The 19,250-nt window shown below is 73.2% G+C and carries 21 protein-coding genes; 7 read left to right on the top strand and 14 right to left on the bottom strand.

Annotation, left to right across the window (positions count from 1 at the left end; translation table 11 throughout):
* The first annotated feature begins 46 nt into the window (after positions 1–46).
* The 3 genes from ALMP_RS42395 to ALMP_RS42405 are packed head-to-tail and all read left to right on the top strand — an operon-like array spanning position 47 to position 2,194.
* Complete coding sequence (locus ALMP_RS42395) at positions 47–973, top strand: ATP-binding cassette domain-containing protein (RefSeq protein WP_264937376.1); 927 nt, start codon at positions 47–49, stop codon at positions 971–973.
* On the top strand, positions 970–1,692 hold the full coding sequence (locus ALMP_RS42400) for an ABC transporter permease (RefSeq protein ID WP_264937377.1): 723 nt from the start codon (positions 970–972) through the stop codon (positions 1,690–1,692). The genes ALMP_RS42395 and ALMP_RS42400 overlap by 4 nt, the downstream gene beginning before the upstream one ends.
* Positions 1,693–1,750: 58 nt before the next feature.
* The gene (locus ALMP_RS42405; RefSeq protein ID WP_264937378.1) at positions 1,751–2,194 is read left to right on the top strand and encodes a hypothetical protein; all 444 of its coding nucleotides are present in this window, start codon (positions 1,751–1,753) and stop codon (positions 2,192–2,194) included.
* Here ALMP_RS42405 and mug read toward each other — a convergent pair.
* The 9 genes from mug to ALMP_RS42450 all read right to left on the bottom strand — a co-directional run bounded on the left by mug (position 2,172) and on the right by ALMP_RS42450 (position 12,090).
* A complete protein-coding gene (gene mug / locus ALMP_RS42410) occupies positions 2,172–2,747 on the bottom strand; it encodes a G/U mismatch-specific DNA glycosylase (protein WP_264937404.1) in 576 nt (191 codons plus the stop codon). The genes ALMP_RS42405 and mug overlap by 23 nt on opposite strands.
* Positions 2,744–4,186 carry an adenylosuccinate lyase gene (gene purB / locus ALMP_RS42415; RefSeq protein ID WP_264937379.1) on the bottom strand — a complete coding sequence of 481 codons (1,443 nt, stop codon included), beginning with the start codon at positions 4,184–4,186 and terminating at the stop codon, positions 2,744–2,746. The genes mug and purB overlap by 4 nt, the downstream gene beginning before the upstream one ends.
* A gap of 112 nt (positions 4,187–4,298) precedes the next feature.
* A complete protein-coding gene (locus ALMP_RS42420; protein WP_264937380.1) occupies positions 4,299–5,087 on the bottom strand; it encodes an SGNH/GDSL hydrolase family protein in 789 nt (262 codons plus the stop codon).
* 96 nt (positions 5,088–5,183) lie between these two features.
* Positions 5,184–6,197, bottom strand: a complete 1,014-nt coding sequence (locus ALMP_RS42425) for a hemolysin family protein (RefSeq protein ID WP_264937381.1) — start codon at positions 6,195–6,197, stop codon at positions 5,184–5,186.
* A complete protein-coding gene (locus ALMP_RS42430) occupies positions 6,194–7,528 on the bottom strand; it encodes a hemolysin family protein (RefSeq protein WP_264937382.1) in 1,335 nt (444 codons plus the stop codon). Before ALMP_RS42430 ends, ALMP_RS42425 begins: the two co-directional genes overlap by 4 nt.
* A gap of 186 nt (positions 7,529–7,714) precedes the next feature.
* Positions 7,715–8,140: a GNAT family N-acetyltransferase gene (locus ALMP_RS42435; protein WP_264937383.1), complete on the bottom strand. Its 426-nt coding sequence runs from the start codon at positions 8,138–8,140 to the stop codon at positions 7,715–7,717.
* Between the two features lie 62 nt (positions 8,141–8,202).
* Positions 8,203–8,715 carry an LLM class flavin-dependent oxidoreductase gene (locus tag ALMP_RS42440; RefSeq protein WP_264937384.1) on the bottom strand — a complete coding sequence of 171 codons (513 nt, stop codon included), beginning with the start codon at positions 8,713–8,715 and terminating at the stop codon, positions 8,203–8,205.
* Positions 8,712–11,279: an ABC transporter permease gene (locus ALMP_RS42445; protein ID WP_264937385.1), complete on the bottom strand. Its 2,568-nt coding sequence runs from the start codon at positions 11,277–11,279 to the stop codon at positions 8,712–8,714. Before ALMP_RS42445 ends, ALMP_RS42440 begins: the two co-directional genes overlap by 4 nt.
* Positions 11,280–11,283: 4 nt before the next feature.
* Positions 11,284–12,090, bottom strand: coding sequence for an ABC transporter ATP-binding protein (locus ALMP_RS42450; protein WP_264937386.1), 807 nt, complete (start codon positions 12,088–12,090; stop codon positions 11,284–11,286).
* A gap of 155 nt (positions 12,091–12,245) precedes the next feature.
* Here ALMP_RS42450 and ALMP_RS42455 point away from each other — a divergent pair, with 155 nt between their 5' ends.
* Complete coding sequence (locus ALMP_RS42455; RefSeq protein ID WP_264937387.1) at positions 12,246–12,488, top strand: toxin-antitoxin system HicB family antitoxin; 243 nt, start codon at positions 12,246–12,248, stop codon at positions 12,486–12,488.
* A gap of 4 nt (positions 12,489–12,492) precedes the next feature.
* Positions 12,493–12,867: a fic family toxin-antitoxin system, toxin component gene (locus tag ALMP_RS42460; protein WP_264937388.1), complete on the top strand. Its 375-nt coding sequence runs from the start codon at positions 12,493–12,495 to the stop codon at positions 12,865–12,867.
* Between the two features lie 18 nt (positions 12,868–12,885).
* Here ALMP_RS42460 and ALMP_RS42465 read toward each other — a convergent pair whose 3' ends face one another.
* Together ALMP_RS42465 and ALMP_RS42470 are read right to left on the bottom strand one after the other, a co-directional pair.
* A complete protein-coding gene (locus tag ALMP_RS42465; RefSeq protein WP_264937389.1) occupies positions 12,886–13,575 on the bottom strand; it encodes a class I SAM-dependent methyltransferase in 690 nt (229 codons plus the stop codon).
* A gap of 65 nt (positions 13,576–13,640) precedes the next feature.
* Complete coding sequence (locus ALMP_RS42470) at positions 13,641–14,327, bottom strand: triacylglycerol lipase (RefSeq protein WP_264937390.1); 687 nt, start codon at positions 14,325–14,327, stop codon at positions 13,641–13,643.
* Between the two features lie 181 nt (positions 14,328–14,508).
* On the opposite strand from ALMP_RS42470, the gene ALMP_RS42475 reads away from it, so the two are divergent.
* Both ALMP_RS42475 and ALMP_RS42480 read left to right on the top strand, forming a co-directional pair.
* Positions 14,509–17,175, top strand: coding sequence for a LuxR C-terminal-related transcriptional regulator (locus tag ALMP_RS42475; RefSeq protein WP_375803623.1), 2,667 nt, complete (start codon positions 14,509–14,511; stop codon positions 17,173–17,175).
* A 92-nt stretch (positions 17,176–17,267) separates the two neighbouring features.
* Positions 17,268–17,582: a hypothetical protein gene (locus tag ALMP_RS42480; protein WP_264937392.1), complete on the top strand. Its 315-nt coding sequence runs from the start codon at positions 17,268–17,270 to the stop codon at positions 17,580–17,582.
* A gap of 260 nt (positions 17,583–17,842) precedes the next feature.
* Here ALMP_RS42480 and ALMP_RS42485 read toward each other — a convergent pair whose 3' ends face one another.
* From ALMP_RS42485 to ALMP_RS42495, 3 genes are all read right to left on the bottom strand, one after another.
* Positions 17,843–17,962, bottom strand: a complete 120-nt coding sequence (locus ALMP_RS42485; RefSeq protein ID WP_309299622.1) for a GH32 C-terminal domain-containing protein — start codon at positions 17,960–17,962, stop codon at positions 17,843–17,845.
* A gap of 325 nt (positions 17,963–18,287) precedes the next feature.
* Positions 18,288–18,668, bottom strand: a complete 381-nt coding sequence (locus ALMP_RS42490; protein ID WP_264937393.1) for a hypothetical protein — start codon at positions 18,666–18,668, stop codon at positions 18,288–18,290.
* 171 nt (positions 18,669–18,839) lie between these two features.
* On the bottom strand, positions 18,840–18,974 hold the full coding sequence (locus tag ALMP_RS42495) for a hypothetical protein (RefSeq protein ID WP_264937394.1): 135 nt from the start codon (positions 18,972–18,974) through the stop codon (positions 18,840–18,842).
* Positions 18,975–19,250 lie beyond the last annotated feature (276 nt).

Here is a 19,250-nt window from a genome sequence, read left to right on the forward strand (position 1 = left end):
CGGCGGGGGACGACCCGCCCCCGCACCGGCCGCCAGAGTGAGGGCCATGACCAGCATCGACGTCCACGACCTCACCAAGGAGTACGGCCCCCGGCGGGCCGTGGACCGGCTCACCTTCCGCGTCCCGCCCGGCCGCGTCACCGGCTTCCTCGGCCCCAACGGCGCAGGCAAGTCCACCACCCTGCGCCTGGTCCTCGGCCTCGACCGGCCCACCTCCGGCACCGCCACCGTCGGCGGCCGGGCCTACGCCACCCTCAGCGAGCCCCTGCGGCACGTCGGCGCCCTGCTCGACGCGCAGGCCCCGCACGGCTCCCGCACCGGGCGCGACCATCTGCGTGCCCTGGCCGCGAGCAACCGCCTCCCCGTCCGCCGGGTCGACGAGGTGCTGGAGGAGACCGGCCTCGCGCCCGCCGCGCGCCGACGGGTCAAGACGTACTCCCTGGGCATGCGCCAGCGCCTCGGCATCGCCGCCGCGCTGCTCGGCGACCCCGAGGTGGTGCTGCTGGACGAGCCGTCCAACGGCCTGGACCCCGAGGGCATCGTGTGGATCCGCGGGCTGCTGCGCCGGCTCGCGGGGGAGGGGCGCACGGTGCTGGTCTCCAGCCATCTGATGAACGAGACCGCGTCCTTCGCCGACCACCTCGTGGTCCTCGGCCGGGGCCGCCTGCTGGCCGACACCCCGATGCGGGACTTCATCGACGCGCGTGTGCGGCCCCGCGTGAGGGTCCGCACCACCGACCCGACCGCACTCGAGCAGGCCCTCGCCCGGCAGGGACACGAGGTCGAGGAACACGCGGACGGGCACTGGACGGTCCACCACGCGCGCGTGGACGACATCGGCCGTCTCGCCGCCGAAGCGGGCGTCCCGCTGCTGGAACTGTCCACCGAGGAGGGCACCTTGGAGCAGGCCTACCTGGACCTGACCGCCACCGAAGCCGAGTTCACCGCACAGCACGAGGAGGCCCGACCGTGAGCTTCGCCCCCGCGTTCCACGCCGAGTGGATCAAGATCAGGACGCTGCGCGCGCAGCTCGGCGCCCTGGTCGCGATCCCCCTCGCCACCGTCGCCTTCTCCGCCCTCGCCACCGCCGACACCGACGGCGCCGACTTCGACCCGCTCTTCGCCGCTTTCTTCGGCGTGAGCTTCGGACAGATCGCGGCCATCGCCTTCGGGACGACGGCGGTGTCGGCGGAGTTCCGGGGCGGCGCGCTGCGGGCGTCGCTGGCCGCGGTGCCCGGGCGGGTCCGCTGGTTCGCCGCCAAGCTGACGGCGATCGCCCTGCCCGTCCTGGCCGTCGGTCTGACCACCGGTTTCGCCACCCTCGCCGTGGGCGGCGCGGTCCTCGGGGAGGAGGCCGACGGGATCAGCACGGCCGAAGGCGTGCGCGCCGCCGTCGGCTGCGGCGTCTACCTCACGCTCATGGCTCTGTTCGCGGCCGGTCTGACGGCCGTCCTGCGCAGCGGGGTGTCGACGCTCAGCACCCTCATCCCGTTCCTGCTGATCGTTTCCTTCGTGGTCGGCGACATGTCGGGCAACGCCGCCGACTTCCTGCCCGACCGGGCGGGTCAGGTGGTGCTGCACGGGACATGGGACGGGGTCCTCGGACCGTGGACGGGCCTCGCGGTGACCGCGCTGTGGACGGCGGCGGCCCTCGCGGCGGGCGGGTGGCGGATACACCGCCGGGACGCCTGAGCGCGCCGGGCCCCTGACGGCCTGCCAATTGTCAGTGGTGGCCGCTTTACTGGATCACATGGACATCGCGCACTGGCTGACCACCATCGACCTGCTGTGCGCCCGCGACTTCCCCGCGGAGCCCGGCAGGACGGACGGGGGCACGGGAGGACCCGGTTATCTCATAGCCGAGTTACAGACCAGCGGCGACTTCCCGGACTACGACGGGGCGCGGTGGGAGGAGACGGCGGACCAGTACGAGGCCGACCGGGACGGGCTGACGGAGCGGCTGACCGACCGCTGGGGCCCACCGCACCGCATCAGCCTGTGGAGCACGCTGGAACGCTCCATGGACGGCGAGGACATACCGGAGCCCTGGGCCTCGCTCAGCGCCCATGTGCCGGACGTCCATCTGTGGCGTCCCCCCGGCACGGCACGCTGGGTGGCGCTCGGGGTGTCCCAGTGGGACAAGGAGCTGCCGTTCCAGCTCCTCGCCGTCGTCACCGAGACGGACCCGCCGTAGCGGGCGGAGGCAGCTCCGCGGCCGCCCGCAGCCGGGCGAACTCCTCCGCCATCGTCGCCGCCGTCCAGTGCGCGTTGAGTCCGCTGGGGTTCGGCAGCACCCACACACGCGTGTCTCCGATGACCCGCTCCTGCGGACCCACCGCGGCCCCGCGGTCGTCGAACGCCGCCCGGTAGGCGGTCACCCCGACCACCGCCAGCCAGCGCGGCTTCAGCCGCGTCACCTTCTCCGCCAGCAGCCGCCCGCCCTCGCGGTACTCCTCGGCGCTCAGCTCGTCGGCCCGCGCGGTCGCCCGCGCCACCACGTTGGTGATGCCGAGGCCGTACGCCAGCAGCTCGCGCTGTTCGGCCGGCTCCATCAGCCGGGGCGTGAAGCCGGACAGGTGCAGCACCGGCCAGAAGCGGTTGCCGGGGCGGGCGAAGTGGTGGCCGGTCGCCGCCGTCATCAGCCCGGGGTTGATGCCGCAGAAAAGCACCCGCAGGCCGCCCGCGACCACGTCCGGGACGAGACGGTCGCGGGCGGCCTCCAGTTCCGCCTGGGTGAAGCGCGTCAGAGGATCGCTCCGGGGGCATAACCCGCGGCCTCCGGCCGCTGCTTGACGATCTCCTCGATCCGGCCGACGACGGTGGCCACCTGGTCGGCGGCGGCGCCCGTGAAGGACAGCTTGTCCGCCATCAGCGCGTCCAGCTCGGCGCGGTCCAGCGGGAGGCGCTCGTCGGCGGCGAGCTTGTCCAGCAGCTCGTTGCGCTCGGCGCCCCGCTCACGCATCGCCAGGGCGCTGGCCACGGCGTTCTCCTTGATCGCCTCGTGCGCGACCTCACGGCCCACACCCGCGCGCACCGCGCCCATCAGCACCTTGGTGGTGGCGAGGAACGGCAGATAGCGGTCCAGCTCGCGGGCGACGACCGCCGGGAAGGCGCCGAACTCGTCGAGGACGGTCAGGAACGTCTCCAGCAGGCCGTCCAGCGCGAAGAACGCGTCCGGCAGCGCGACCCGGCGCACCACCGAGCAGGACACGTCGCCCTCGTTCCACTGGTCGCCCGCCAGCTCGCCCGTCATCGAGGCGTAGCCGCGCAGGACGACCATCAGGCCGTTGACGCGCTCGCAGGAGCGGGTGTTCATCTTGTGCGGCATCGCGGAGGAGCCGACCTGGCCTGGCTTGAAGCCCTCGGTCACCAGCTCGTGGCCCGCCATCAGCCGGATCGTCTTCGCCAGCGACGACGGCGCCGCCGCCAGCTGCACCAGCGCGGTGACGACCTCGTAGTCCAGCGAGCGCGGGTAGACCTGACCGACGGAGGTGAACGCCTGCGAGAAGCCCAGGTGGTCCGCGATCCGCTGCTCCAGCTCGGCCAGCTTCGCGGCGTCCCCGCCGAGCAGGTCGAGCATGTCCTGCGCGGTGCCGACCGGGCCCTTGACGCCGCGCAGCGGGTAGCGGCCGAGCAGCTCCTCGACGCGGCCGTACGCCACGAGCAGCTCGTCGGCGGCGGTCGCGAAGCGCTTGCCCAGCGTGGTCGCCTGCGCGGCCACGTTGTGCGAACGGCCGGCCATGACCAGCTCGCCGTACTCCCCGGCCAGCTTGCCGAGCCGGGCGAGGACGGCCACGGTCCGGTCGCGCATCAGTTCCAGCGACAGCCGGATCTGGAGCTGCTCGACGTTCTCCGTCAGGTCGCGGGAGGTCATGCCCTTGTGCACCTGCTCGTGCCCGGCGAGGTCGTTGAACTCCTCGATCCGCGCCTTCACGTCGTGCCGCGTGACCTTCTCGCGCTCGGCGATGGAGGCCAGGTCGACCTGGTCGAGGACACGCTCGTAGTCGGCGATCGCCGCGTCCGGCACCTCGATCCCGAGGTCCTTCTGCGCCCGCAGCACGGCGAGCCAGAGCTGACGCTCCAGCTTCACCTTGTGCTCGGGCGACCAGAGCGTGGCGAGCTCGGCGGAGGCGTAGCGTCCGGCGAGGACGTTGGGGATGCGGGGCTTGGCGGGAGCGGAAGTCACGTGTACGGATTCTACTGGCGATTCGTGCAGGCCAGCGCCATGGCCCTGTTCGGCGGAACCTACGAGACCCACCTCACTGGGAGCTGCGGGCGGGGGCGGCGCTCGTCGGCGTCTAGACGGCGGGCCCCTCGTACGGCAGCAGTTGGGGGCGCTTCGGCGGCAGGCCGTCGCCCGAGGAGCGGCCGGTGAGGCGGCGGGCGATCCACGGCACGAGGTGTTGCCGGGTGAAGCGGACGTCGGCGACGCGCCGGGTCAGCCAGCCGGGCGGCAGCGACGCCGGCGGGGGCGTGCGCCACTCGGCGTCCTCGGGGTCGTGGCCGAGGGCCTGCCAGACCGCCTCGGCGACCCGGCGGTGCCCCTCGGCCGTCAGGTGCAGCCGGTCCACGTCCCACAGCCGCGGGTCGCTCAGGGACGGGGCGCCGTACAGGTCGACGACCAGGGCGCCGTGCCGGGCGGCGAGGTCGTCGACGCAGGCGAACAGCTCCTCCATGCGCGGCCGGAACCGCTCCAGGACGGGACCCTGGCGCCCCGGGCTGCGCATCAGCACCAACTGTCCGCAGGACGGGGCGAGCCGTTCCACGGCCTCCGTCAGCAGCCCCCGCACCCGGCCCATGTCGCACTTCGGGCGCAGGGTGTCGTTGAGGCCGCCGACCAGGGTGATCACATCGGCGCCCATCGCGGCCGCCACCGGCACCTGCTCCTCGACGATCTGCCCGATCAGCTTGCCCCGCACGGCGAGGTTGGCGTACCGGAAGCCGGGCGTGCGGGCCGCCATCCGGCCCGCGAGGACGTCCGCCCAGCCCCGGTAGGTGCCGTCGGGCAGCAGGTCCGACATGCCCTCGGTGAAGGAGTCGCCGAGGGCGACCAGGCTGGAGTATGGGGGTGTGGTGTTCGTCTGCATGGCGTCAGCGATGGTAACCCTTTCACATACCCGCTGGTCGGTCGCCCTCCACCGTCCCCACGTCCCCCACCGTCCCCGGCAGCCCCCGGGAGCCGGTCAGGCCCGCTGCCCGAACAGCTCCCGCAGCACGTCCTCCATGGTCACCAGGCCCGCGAGCCGCCCGTCGGCGCCGAGTACGGCCGCCAGGTGCGTACGGCTGCCGCGCATCGCGGTCAGCACGTCGTCCAGGGGCGTGGTCTCCCGCACCCGCGCGATGGGCCGCAGATCCCGCACCCGGAACGGCACCTCCCGCGGCGAGGCGTCCAGCGCGTCCTTCACATGCAGGTAGCCGACGATCCGCCGCCCCTCGTCCACCACGGGGAAACGGGAGAACCCGGACTCGGCCGCCAGCCGCTCCAGCTCGTCCGGCGTGACACCCACCCGCGCGTAGACCACGCGTTCCAGCGGCAGGACGACGTCCCGCACCGGGCGGCGGCCCAGCTCCAGCGCGTCGTGCAGCCGCTCCTGGGCGCGGTCGTCGAGCAGGCCCGCCTCGCCGGCGTCCCTGACGATCTGGGCCAGCTCCGCGTCCGAGAAGGTGGCCGTGACCTCGTTCTTAGTCTCGATCCGCAGCAGCTTCAGCAGGCCGTTGGCGAAGGCGTTGATCGCGAAGATCACCGGGCGCAGTGCCCGGGAGAGCGCGACCAGCGGCGGCCCGAGCAGCAGCGCGCTGCGCACCGGCTCCGCGAGGGCGATGTTCTTCGGCACCATCTCGCCCAGCAGCATGTGCAGATACGTCGCGAGGGTCAGCGCGATCACGAAGGAGACCGCGTGGCCGGCGCTCTCCGGCACGCCCACCGCGTGGAACACCGGTTCCAGCAGGTGCTCGATCGCCGGCTCGGCGACCACACCGAGGACCAGGGTGCACAGCGTGATGCCGAGCTGCGCTGCCGCCATCAGCGCGGACACGTGCTCCAGGCCCCACAGCACGCTCCTGGCGCGCCGGTCGCCCTGCTCGGCGTACGGCTCGATCTGCGAGCGGCGCACCGAGATCAGCGCGAACTCGGCGCCGACGAAGAAGGCGTTGACGACCAGGGTCGCCAGGCCGATCAGCAACTGGACGGCGGTCACTTCGCGGCCTCCTGTTCGGACGGGTCGTCGAGCGGTGCGTGCAGCAGCACGCGCGCGGCGCGGCGGCCGGACGCGTCGACCACGTCCATGCGCCAGCCGGCGACCTCGACGGCGTCCCCGACGGCCGGTATCCGGCCCAGCTCGGTGGCGACGAGCCCGGCGAGCGTCTCGTACGGCCCCTCGGGGGTGTACAGGCCCACGCGCGCGAGCTGGTCGGTGCGGGCGGCGCCGTCGGCCGAGTACAGGACACGGCCGTCGTCGTCGGTGCCGGCGGGGGCCAGGTCGGGCGTCTCGTGCGGGTCGTGCTCGTCACGGACCTCGCCGACGACCTCCTCGACGATGTCCTCCAGCGTCGCCACGCCCGCGGTGCCGCCGTACTCGTCGATGATCACGGCCATGGTCCGCTTGCCGGACAGCCGGTCCAGGAGCCGGTCCACGGTCAGCGACTCGGGCACCAGCAGGGGTTCGCGCATGATCTCGGCGACCGGCACGCGCGTGCGGCGCGTGGCGGGGACCGCCAGGACGTCCTTGATGTGCGCGGTGCCGACCACGGTGTCGAGGTTGCCCCGGTAGACGGGGAAGCGGGACAGGCCCGTCGCCCGGGTCGCGTTCGCCACGTCCTCGCAGGTGGCCTGCGCCTCCAGGGCGATCACCTGGACGCGTGGCGTCATCACGTTCTCCGCGGTCAGGTCGGCCAGGTTCAGGGTGCGCACGAACAGCTCGGCGGTGTCCGCCTCCAGGGCGCCCTGCTTGGCGGAGTGCCGCGCGAGGGCGGCCAGCTCCTGCGGGCTGCGGGCGGAGGCCAGTTCCTCGGCGGGCTCCAGGCCGAAGCGGCGCACGACATGGTTCGCGGTGTTGTTGAGGTGGGTGATGAACGGGCGGAACGCGGTGCTGAACCAGCGCTGCGCGTTGCCCACCCGCTTGGCCACCGCCAGCGGGGAGGAGATCGCCCAGTTCTTCGGCACCAGCTCGCCGACGACCATCAGGAACACGGTCGACAGGGCCGTGCCCAGTACCAGGGCCACCGAACTCGCCGCGCTGCCCGACAGGCCGGCCGCCTTCAGCGGTCCGGATATCAGCTTGGCGATCGACGGTTCGGCGAGCATGCCGACCACCAGGTTGGTGACGGTGATGCCGAGCTGGGCGCCGGAGAGCTGGAAGGTGAGGCTGCGGACGGCCTTGAGGGCGCCGGCCGCGCCGGTCTCGCCGCGCTCGGCGGCCCGCTCCAGCTCGCCGCGCTCGACCGTGGTCAGGGAGAACTCCGCGGCCACGAAGGCGCCGCAGGCGAGCGACAGCAGGATCGCCACCAGCAGCAGGAGCACTTCCGTCATCGGTTCACCTCCGTCCCATGGTCCGTCAGGGCGGGGAGGAACGCGCGATAACGGGTACTGGGAGGCTCGCCCATGGGCGGACGCTCACACCTTTCATGAAGTCGTGGGAGAGACCGGGCGGCCGCACGGCCGCCCGGTCCCCTCAAGGCTAAAGGACCGGCAAAGCGATGTGGACGGGTGTCGGGTTCAGTCGGTGAGCGGCTTCACCCAACGCCGCCACTGCTCCTGGGGCGTGTACCCCGCCGCACGCCAGGCATGGTGCGCCGTCTCGTTCCGCGTCAGCACCATCGCGTCCCCGCGCCGCCCGCCGAGCCGCGCGAACCGCTCCTCCGCGGCGGCCAGCAGCGCCGAGCCGACGCCCTGACGCCGGTGTTGCGGACTGACCGCCAGCCGGTACAGATGGCAGCGCCAGCCGTCGAACCCGGCGATCACCGTGCCGACCAGCTCGCCGTCCCGCTCGGCGAGGATCAGGGCCTCGGGATCGCGGGCGACCAGCCGCTCCACGCCGTTGCGGTCGTCACTGATGCTCGTCCCTTCGGCGGCGGTCTTCCAGAAGGCCAGCACGGTGTCGAGGTCGTCGGGCGTCGCGGCCCGTATCCGCAGATCAGACATGGGCCGATCCCACCACGGACGCGGCGGCCGCAGGCGGAATTCCACCATCCGGACGCCGGCTCCTACCGCCCCCGCAACCGCGCCGGCACCGGCGCGAACGCCTCCATGTACGGCTCCAGCACCGTCAGATACGTGAACCCGTACCGCTCGCGCTGGGCCAGCACCCGCGCGACGATCTCCTTCGGCGTGCCGACCAGCAGGAGGGGCAGCTCCAGCGCCTGGGCCACGGTGAGCTCCAGCATCCGGTCGCCGTTGGCCCCGATCAGCAGGGGCACCCGGCGCCCGTCCGCCTCCAGCAGTCGCCCCAGCTCCTCCACCGTCCGCCGCAGACGGTCCACCCGCTCCCCGGGCGTCCCCCGCGGCGGCCCCGCCGTGTCGTGCTCCGCCCGGACGTACCCGGTGCCGAGCCCGAGTCCGAGGCGTCCGTCCGTCAGCGCGTCCGTCGTCGCCACCTCGCGCGCGAGCAGCGCCGGGTTCCAGAAGCCCGCGTCGATGACGAACATGCCCAGCCGGGGCCGCTCGGTCGCCCCCGCCGCCGCGACCAGCGCGGCTGCCTCGATCCGCGATTCCGTCACTCGTGCGCGATGGCCGCCAGCACATTCATCCGGGACGCGCGCGACGCCGGCAGCAGCGCCGCCACGACCCCCACCACCGCCGAACCGACCACCACCGCGACGATCGTCCCCCACGGGACCGTCAGCGCCTCCATGCCCTGCAACGCCAGCACCTGCTGGGTGCACACGCCCCACACCAGCCCCAGCGCGAGCCCCAGGACCGCGCCGAACACGGCGATCACCACCGACTCCAGCCGGATCATCCGGCGCAACTGCCGCCGGGACAGCCCGATGGCCCGCAGCAGACCGATCTCCCGCGTCCGCTCCACCACCGACAGCGCCAGCGTGTTCACCACCCCGAGGACCGCGATGACGATCGCCAGCCCGAGCAGCGCGTACACCAGGTAGAGCAGGACGGAGATCTGGTCGTGGACCAGCTCCTTGTAGTCGGCCTGGTCCCGCACCTGCACCTGCGGATACGGGTCGAGCGTCCGCTCCAGCAGCGGCCGCAGCCGGTCGGCGTCCGTGCCTCCGGCCGCGTTCACGTACAGCACGGAGTCCTGCCCGCCCGGCACATACGTCTCGACGGTCGCGATGCCGAAGAACACACCGCCGCGCACGCCGAAGCCCTCCGCGGCGTCCTGGTCGGTGAGCGCGCCGACCCTCAGCGACACCGCCCGCCCGCCGGGGAACTCCACCGGCAGCACACTGCCGACCCGCACGCCGTGCTCCCGGGCGAAGTCCACGTCCATGCCGATCGCGCCGTCCGCCAGCGCGGCCGCCGTGTCGCCCCGCGCGTACGTCACGTCGGCGACCTCGTCGAGCCGGTCGTCGTACCCGGCGGCCGTCGTCTCGACCCGGTCGCCGTCCGGCATCCGCACGGCGACGGGCGCGAACCGCTGCCGTACGACGGTGCCGACGCCCTCGGTCGCGCGGACCTCGTCGGTGACCTCCTGGGGGAACGGGGTGAAGTTGGTGTTCTGGATCACGAAGTCGGCGCCCAGCGTCTCGTCGATCTGCCGGTCGAAGGAGCTGGACATCGAGGCGCTCGCCACCGACATGCCGCCCACCAGGGCCAGGCCCACCATGAGCGCCGCCGCCGTGGCGCCGGTGCGGCGGGGGTTGCGCAGGGCGTTGCGCTGGCTCATCCGGCCGACCGGGCCGAACAGCGCCGGGAAGGCCGCCCCGAGCACCCGGATCACCGGCCGCACCAGCAGCGGACCGGCGACGACCGTCGCGATCAGCGTCAGGACGACACCCAGCCCCAGCAGGGAGGCCGCCGACGCCGTCTCGGACGCGGTCACGCAGCCCAGGAGAGCGGCCACGCCCAGGGCCCCGACGGCCGACCCGACCGCGGCGCGCACCCTCAGCGGGCGCCCCACCCCGGCGACGTCCGCGTCCGCCAGCGCCGCCATCGGCGACACACCCGCCGCCCGCCGCGCCGGGAGGTAGGCGGCCACGAAGGTGACGCCGACACCGACGACGTACGCCGAGACCGGGGTGACCCAGCCGACGACCATCTCCGTGGTCTTCAGGTTCATGCCGAAGACGCTCATCAGCCGGATCAGACCGACCGCCAGCCCGACACCGGCCGCGAGGCCGAGCGTGGAGCCGACCAGGCCCAGCAGCACCGCCTCGGTGAGCACCGAGCGCCGCACCTGACGGCGGTCCGCGCCCAGGGCGCGCAGCAGGCCCAGCTCGCGGGTGCGCTGGGCGATCAGCATGGAGAAGGTGTTGACGATCAGGAACACACCCACCAGCACGGCGATCCCGGCGAATCCCAACATCACATACTTGATGATGTCGAGGAACCCGCCGAGCCGCTCCGCCGACGACTTCGCCTGCTCGTCGGCCGTCCGCACGTCGTACGGGCCGGAGCCCACCGCAGCGGCCACCCGGCGTTTCAGCTCGGCGTCGGTCACCCCCGGCGCGGCGTCGACGGAGATGCCCGTGGCCCGCTCCGGCGAGCCGAGCAGCCTGGTGGCGGCGACCCCGGGGTCGAGGAAGACCAGCGCCGCGCCCGGGTTGGTGGTGCGGAAGGTGGCGATGCCGACGATCTCGACCCGGAACGAACCCGGCTGGGCCACCACCGTCAGCGTGTCGCCGATCTCCACGTCCTTCTTGGCGGCGGTGTCGGCGTCCAGCAGGGCCTCCCCGGCGCCGCGCGGTGCGTGGCCGTCGGTCAGCTCCACCGCACTGCGGTCGGTGACGTACCAGTCGGAGGCGATGGTGGGCGCGCCGGTGGTCGGGCTCACGGGCTCGTTGTCGCGGTCGACGACCGTGATGTTGTCCACGCCCACATCCGCGTGGGCGGCGGCGACGCCGTCGACCCGGGCCACCCGGTCGACGAGGGCGGCGGGCAGGGTCTGCACGGCGCCGGTGGGCACGGAGGCGTCCAGCTCCTCCTTCGGCTCGACCGTCACATCGGCCGAGGTGGACGCGAAGAGCCGGTCGAAGGTCCGGGTCACCGTGTCGGAGAAGATCAGGCTGCCCGCGACGAACGCCACCGACAGCACGACGGCGAGGGCGGACAGCAGCAGGCGGCCCTTGTGCGCCACGAAGCTCCGCAGTGTCGCCTTCAGCACCGGCTCATACCTCCTCGGCGGTGTCGCCGGCCTGGGCGCGGACCCCGTCGAAACGCTTCATGCGTTCCAGCACCGCCGCCGCCGTCGGCCGTCGCGTCTCGTCCACGATCCGCCCGTCCGCCAGGAAGAGCACCAGGTCGGAATGGGCGGCGGCGCCCGGGTCGTGGGTGACCATGACGACCGTCTGCCCCAGGCCGTCGACGGCCTCGCGCAGGAAGGAGAGGACCTCCAGGCCGGCGCGCGAGTCCAGGTTGCCGGTCGGCTCGTCCGCGAAGATCAGCTCCGGCCGGGAGACGAGCGCCCGCGCGCAGGCCACGCGCTGCTGCTGGCCACCGGAGAGCTGGGCCGGGCGGTGCCCGAGGCGGTCCCGCAGGCCCAGCGTGTCGATCACCTGGTCCAGCCACTTCGGATCCGGTCGCCGTCCCGCGATGTCCATCGGCAGGGTGATGTTCTCGACCGCGTTCAGCGTCGGGATCAGATTGAACGACTGGAACATGAACCCGATCCGGTCCCGCCGCAGCCGGGTCAGCTCCCGCTCCCTCAGCCCGGTGATCTCGGTGTCGCCGAGCCACACCCGCCCCGCCGAGACGGTGTCGAGCCCGGCCAGGCAGTGCATCAGCGTGGACTTCCCCGAGCCCGACGGTCCCATGACCGCGGTGAAGCGTCCGCGCACGATGTCCACGTCCACCGAGTCCAGGGCGAGCACGGTGGTCTCGCCGGAGCCGTACGCCTTGGTCAGCCCGCGGGCGCGGGCCGCCAGGGCGTCGGCCGAGGTCAGGCCGGGAGCGTGCTGCGCAGCAGGTGGGGACAAGACTGCCTCCTCGCTCGCGTGGGCGTGCCGACGCGCCGTCCCGGCCGAGGGTAATGTGACCGGGCCCACACCGGGTATGCGCCTCCCCTGGTTTTCCCCGGGTTTTCCCCCAGCCGCCCTTGCCGGTGCTAGCATCCCGGCGCTAGCGTCGAGGCATGGCCAAGACCCAGCTGAACGTACGTGTCGACGAGGGCACCGCCCGAGCCGCCCGTGAACGCGCCACGGCACGCGGCATGAGTGTCAACCGCTACATCGAAGAGCTGGTCCGACAGGACACCGGCGAGGCGGGCCACACCTTCGTCGAGGCCGCCGCCGACTTCATGAAGCAGTACGAGACCGTCTTCGCCGAGGAGTTCGGCGCGGAACGCGAGGGCGGCACGCACGAAGGTCGCCGCTGAACCCTTGAGCGACCTCACGATCGACCTCGCCTGGCTGCTGATGCTCGCCGAACAGAAGACACCGGGCGACCCCCAGGTCACCGACTGGGGCGCCCTCGTCGCCGCCGTGGCGCGCCACCAGGCCGAGATCTTCGACGTGCCCGTCTACGACACCCCGCACGCCCGCGCCGCCTCGCTGCTCCAGCTCCTCCTGCACGTCCCGGCGCTGGAACGCTCGAACGCCCTCTTCGCCTGCTCCGTCGCCTACGCCTACCTGGTGGCCAGCGGCGTCAAGGTCGTCACCTCGCCCGAGCGGGTCCGCGACCTGGCCCGTCTGGTCAAGACCGGTGAGGCCTCGGTGTACGACATCGCGCGGGAGCTGCGGCAGTGGAGCCTGTGAGACCGGCGGCCGTGGCCTTCAGTCCCCCTCGTCCGCCGGCTGCCACGCCATGCCCAGCACGCAGTACGACACCGGCAGCCTGGGCCCCTTCTCCGGCAGCACCAGGCTCCGGTACGGCCCCAGCGTGAACCCGGCGTCGCGCAGCGCCCCGACCGGATCGCGGGACAGATGGCAGCCGCCGCTCAGGTGCGGCCACACCGTGCGGTCCAGGGCCCGCTGGGTGAACCGCATCGCGGCCCCGCCGCCGCGGCCGTGCTCCAGGAACCGCACCTGGCCGCCGGGCCGCAGCACCCGGCGCACCTCGGCGAGGGCCCGCGGCACGTCCCGCACACTGCACAGCACCAGCGAGAACACCGCCGCGTCGAAGGCCTCGCTCTTGACCGGCAGTGCCTCCGCCGCACCCGGGACGACGTCGACGGGCACCTCGGCCCGCAGCGCCGCCTCCCGGGCCAGCCGCCGCAGGGTGCGCTCCGGTTCGATCGCGACGACCTCCGAGACGGCACCCGGGTAGTGCGCGAAGTTCAGGCCGTTGCCCGCGCCGATCTCGATGACCCGGCCGGAGAGTCCGGCGAGCAGCCGGTCACGCAGACCGGCCATGCCCGCACGGGTCTCCGCGGCCGCGCTGAGCCGGGCGTAGCAGCGGGCGAACAGCGGGTGGTGGACGGGATCACCGGACACCCTGCCGGAGCCGGTGGACCGTAGCGGCATGGCAACCTCCCGGGCAGGACGGGCCTCCCCGGAATTCTCCCCCGCACGGCCCCGCCGCACCCCCGTCACTGGACGAAGTCGTACACCTGCCGGTAGATGCCGGGGTCGTTGTTCATGTCGGTGTGCGAGACACAGCCGACACCGACGTTGGTCGCCCCGCTCAGCAGCGCCGAGGAGTCCGGGTCGATCGCCGAGTCGCAGTTCGACCAGTAGGCCGCGTACGAGACGCTGCCCGGCGTCTCGTCACCGGAGTTCAGCGCGGTGAGGAACGCGCTGCCCGTCGTCATCTCGACACACGAGGTGTACAGCCATCCGCAGAGCGAGGCGACCGACGTGCCGTGGTTGGTGCCCGCGACGGAGACGAAGTCGTCCACGTACGCCGTGCCGCCGAGGTTCTTGAGGTAGTAGCGGGAGCTGAGCGCGCCCATCGAGTGGACCACCAGGTCCACCTTGCTCGCGCCGGTGCGGGCCAGCACGTTCTGGATCTCGGTGGCCAGCTGCCGGGCCGTGGTCACGTTCGACTGGGACCAGCTGTAGGACCACGCGTCCAGCTCGGCGGTGGTGTAGCCGTCCGCCTTGAAGGCGGCGACCCAGTCGTTCCAGCTGCTCGCGGAACCGTTGAAGCCGTGCACGAGGACGACCGGGTTACGGGTGGCGGCCTGGGCCGGGGGAGCGGAGAAGGAGAGCGACAGAAGGAGCGAAGAGACCACGGCCGAGAGGACCGCGGCGATGCGACGCTTGTGACGCGGCATGATGCCTCCTGAAACGGGTGGGGTCGCCAGGAGTGTCCGGTGGGGTCTACGCGCGCCGCATCGGTGAAATCGCCGGTCTTTACGGATCAAGTAACCCGTCGGTAACGTCGGTTGGGTGGTGACTCCGGTGAACCCCCCACCTCTTGACCGCACTTCGCCACCACTCTCGGAAGGCGTCCGGGTGCGCGTGCTGCGTTCGGCGTACGGCGATCCGCGCGCGGCCGCCGAACTCGCGGCACGGCTGACGGAACGGCAGCGGGCCGGCCTGGACCCGCTGCCCGCCGAACCCGCCGATCTGGCGCCCGGGGTGCTGGGCGCCCACCGCCGTGCGGTGCGGGCGCTGCCGGACGACACCCGGCTGCTGCTCCTGCTCGCCGCGGCCGATCAGTATCCGGTGGCCACCCACGCCTTCCTGCGGGCGGTGGCCGCCGCCCGGCTCGACACCCGGCCCCTGGAGGCCGCCGAGACGGCCGGGATCGCCTGTGCCACGGCCGGCGGGGTCGGCTTCCGCGACGCCTGGACGCGGATCGCCGCCTACGAGACGGCGGCCCCGGCCGACCGGCGCGATGTGCACCGTCTGCTCGCCCGCGTCCTGCACGGGGCGGGGGAGACGGCCCGGCGGTCCTGGCACCGGGGCGCGGGCGCGCTCGGCCCCAGCGCGCGGCTCGCGGCGGAACTGGCCGCGTCGGCCGACCGGGCCCGCGCCGCCGGCGACCCGGCCCTCTCCGCCGCCCTCGCGGAACGGGCCGCGGCCCTCTGCCCCGACCCGCGCGAACGCCACCGCCTCCTCACCGATGCCGCCACCGACGCCTGGAACACCGGCGCCGGCGACCGCGCCCGCTCCCTCGCCGCCCAGCTGCACACCGAGGCCCTGCACGGCGTCCTCGCCCTGCGGACGGGACAGGCGGCGGAGGCGTTCGACGCCCTGACGACGGGGGCGGCGGCTGCGCCGGTGGGGTACGCGTATGGGTCCTCGGACGACCCGGTTCGGGCGGGGTACGCGAGCGGGTCCTCGGGCGACCCGGTGCCGGTGGGGTACGCGCACGGCTCCTCCGGCGACCTCGTGCCGGAGGGTCACGCCCACGGGTCCTCGGGTCTCCCCGGCGGGACGGCCGCCGACCCCGCCTCGGCCCCGCGCCTGGCCCCCCGGCCCACGCCCGCTCGATCCGGGCCGACCGCGACCCTCTGCCCTCTGCCACCGGTCGCGGACCCGCCGCCGCTCACGTCTGCCGGCTCGTACCCGCCGGTCGCGGACCCGTCGCCGTCGGCTGCGCCTGCCCGGCCGTATCCGCCTCTGTCGCGCACGCCTGCCGGCCCGTACCCACCGGTCGCGGACCCGTCGCCGTCGGCTGCGCCTGCCCGGCCGTATCCGCCTCTGTCGCGCACGCCTGTCGGCCCCTACCCACCGGTCGCAGACCCGCCACCGCCGCTAACGCCCGCCGGCCCCTACCCACCGGTCGCGGACCCGCCTCCCTCGCCCGCGCCTGTCCGCTCATACCCGCCGTCCGTACCCGCCCGCCCGGGGGCGGCGTCTGTCCTCACCGCGTCGCACCTTCTCGCACGGGCCGCCGAGGCCGCCGTCTACACCGGTGATCTCCGCCGCTGCCGTGAGGCCCTGGTCGCCGCCCGGCGGCTCGGTATCGAACCGCCGGGCGTGCTCGGCGGACTCGCGGCCGCCGTGGACGGGCGCTACGAGGACGCCCGCGACCTGCTGGAGGCGACCGCCGGGCGGTGCGGGCCGGGCGGTGACCCCACCCTCCTCGTGCACGCCGGGATCGCCGCCCTGCTGCTCGGCGACCACACCCGCGCCGCCACCGCCACCGTCCGCGCGGCCGCCGCAGCCCGCGCCCGGGGTCTGGTGTCCCTGGTGTCCCAGGCCCAGGAGTTCCGTGCCTACGCCGACTTCTGGACCGGCCGCCCGCGTGCCGCCGAGGCCGCCGCCCTGGACGCGCTGGGACAGGCGTACGCCACCGGGCAGGACAACGGCGCCTGCCATCTGCAGGCCGCCCTCGCGATGTTCGCGGCGCTCACCGGCGATGCCGACCTGTGCCGCGAGCGGGCCGCCGCCGCCCGCGCGCACGCCCTCTCCCACGGACTGGGCCTGCCCGCCGCCCTCGCCCAGTGGGCGCTCGCCCACCTCGACCTCGCGCACGGCCGCTACGACGCGGCCGCGGTCCGGCTGCGCGCCCTGGCCGGACTCGGGCCCGGCCACGGACACCGGGCCATCCGCCACCTGGCCACCCCGCACTACGTCGAGGCCGCCGTCCGCAGCGGCGACACCCGTGTCGCCCGCGCCGCGCACACGGACTACGACCGCTGGGCACGCGCCGTCCGCAGCCCCGACGACCTCGCCCTCAGCGCCCGCTGCCGGGCCCTGCTCGCCCCGGGGGCCGACGCCGTGGAGCACTACCGCGAGGCGCTCGACCTGCACGACCACGGCACCCGCGCCGTCGAACGCGCCCGCACGGAGCTGCTGTTCGGCGGCGCCCTGCGCCGACTGCGCCGCCGTACCGAGGCCCGCGACCGGCTGCACAGCGCGCTGGAGGCGTTCGAGTCGTTCGGGGCGCCGCACTGCGCCGACCGGGCCCGCGTGGAACTCCGCGCGCTGGGCGCCCCCGCCGCCACCCCACGGGTCCCCGAGAGCCCCACCCAGCTCCTGACCGCCCAGCAGTTGCGGGTCGCCCGTATGGCCGCCGAGGGCGCCACCAACCGCGAGATCGCCGCCCGCCTCGCCCTCAGCCCCCGCACCATCGATCACCACCTACGCGGTGTCTTCACCCGCCTGGGCATCCGCTCCCGCATCGAACTGGTCCGGCTCCTCACCGAGGAGCCGGCACACATCCGCTAGTACTGTGACCGGCAAGGTTCACCGGGTTGCTGGTTGGTCGGCCTTGCAACCGTATGCTGCGGTCGTGCCCCCAGACGGGAAAGGTTCTTGCCATGAAACTGCCGATCGGCAGAGTCCTGCCTATCGGGATGCTGCTCTGCGGCGGTCTGTTCGTTTGGGCGGCGGCGACTGGCCTCAAGGCAAAACAGTGCCTGGAGGGACAGCTGCATCCGGACTTCAACGGCGCCACGATCACCGGGCGGGGTTGTGAGGTGACAACGACTTCCGGTGAGACCCTCGTCGTGGCGATCTCCGGCCCGCCGTTCGAAGCCGGGGTGGCTGGGGCACTCGGGTTCGTCGTCCTGGGCATGGCGACCGTAGTCATGCTCGTCCGACGCGCACGTCGATGGTCGGTGGACCAGCGGTAGACAGAGCACTTGGCGCCCTGCAATGCCTTGACAATCCCCGCTGACATTGCCGAGGTCGCCGACTTCCTCTTATTTGATCAAGTCTCGGACACCCCACCTCGTGAAAGCGCGACGCTAACCTGCGGGCAGTCTGTCCGCCGCCCGGCAACTCGACCTTCGCCAGTACCGACACGACTTCAGCGGGCGCGCCCGCTGAAGTCACCTGGGCATGATCCCGGCTGTCGCGCTCGGCGGCGTTGCACCAATCTGAGGGCTCCTCCTCACCTCCAGATGGACCTCAGCTGCCACGCCTGCAGCTGGTCGAGGGTGGCGGTGCCGCCTTCGGCGAAGACATCGATGCCGGTGCGGGAGGGGCCGGGGAAGATCTGGTCGGTGATCACCGCTTCGCCACTGCCGCCGAAGACTTAAGCGAGTCGTGTACACGACGCTGAACAGCGTCGTGTGCCTCACCCGCGCCGGTGAGCTGCTGTGGAAATCAGACTTTCGGCCGCACTCGGACCGGCGCCGCGGTCACCGGCCTGGCTGTGCGCTGTCCTTGGACGGCCAGACTGTGTGGGTGTACCGGCCGGACGCGATGGCGGGGCGCGGGGGCGCAGATCAGTGGGTCGTGCACGACGCCAGCAGCGGGGAGGTCCTCGCCCGCCATGAGCTGGGGACAGTCGGGCACGGCGCCGGCCACCACGTGCACCCTGTGGACGGCAGCATCTACCTCGATATCGGTGAGGGCCAGGACGGCTCCGTCATTCTCAGGGGTGCGCCCGTGGCCGACGGCGAGGTCGCCTCCCCGTCGTACGGCGCGCCCTCCGGCCAGTCATACACCGGCTCGGTCGTGGTGCAGCGCATCCGCAGATCAGGCCCCGTCCAGCGCTTGCCGTACCGGATCTGCGAGCTGGCATCGACCGCGTCCGCGAGGCGCTCGAAGGACAGGTCGTAGTCCCTCATGTGTTCCCACGAGCCCGGATTCTGCTCGCGCATCAGCGAGCGGAACATCAACAGCAGCCGCGCCAGGTCGTGCTGATCGACCCGGACAGTCTTCGTCTCCGGGTCGTAGCCGTACGTCGGGTCGTGGGCGGGCTTCTTCGGCATCGGTCCTCGTTCGCGTTGCTACGGCGCTCAGCGCCCCACCACAGGGCCCACGGTGCGGCCAGCGGCCTGACGCGTCGTGGTCGCTTCCAGCTGCTCAACGACCCGGGCCTGCCGGAGCCACGCTGACCGCTGCCGTTCGTGCGCCAGCCGAACCGCCTTGGGCTTGGTGTCTCAGGCTGGCGGCGGCGTCGCGCCGGGCAGCTCCGCGGCGAAGGCCCACCACTGTTCGATGGTCCACACGGCGACGCTGGAGCGGTCGGTGGACATCCGCAGCCACACCTCCTCGCCGCCGGGCGTGAGCGCCACCTTTAGGGCCGTGACCGGGAAGGTTCGCCGGGTTGCTGCTCGCGGGTCGCCGCGGCATCGGTCCTCCGAATGGTGGAAGCCTGCGCGCGGCCGAGGCCCGGACGTGGTCGGCTGAAGGCAGTATCACGCGGTGACGGCTTTGACCTGGCTCACCGACGGCCATCCGCGTGGGCGCGACTTGGCACGGCGAAAGGAGCGGCCATGACCAGCCGCACAGTCCAGGACCGGCTGTTCATTGGCGGGGACATGGTCTCGCCTGCCTCGGAAGACGTGATC

The organism is Streptomyces sp. A012304 (assembly GCF_026008495.1).
GTDB lineage: Bacteria > Actinomycetota > Actinomycetes > Streptomycetales > Streptomycetaceae > Streptomyces.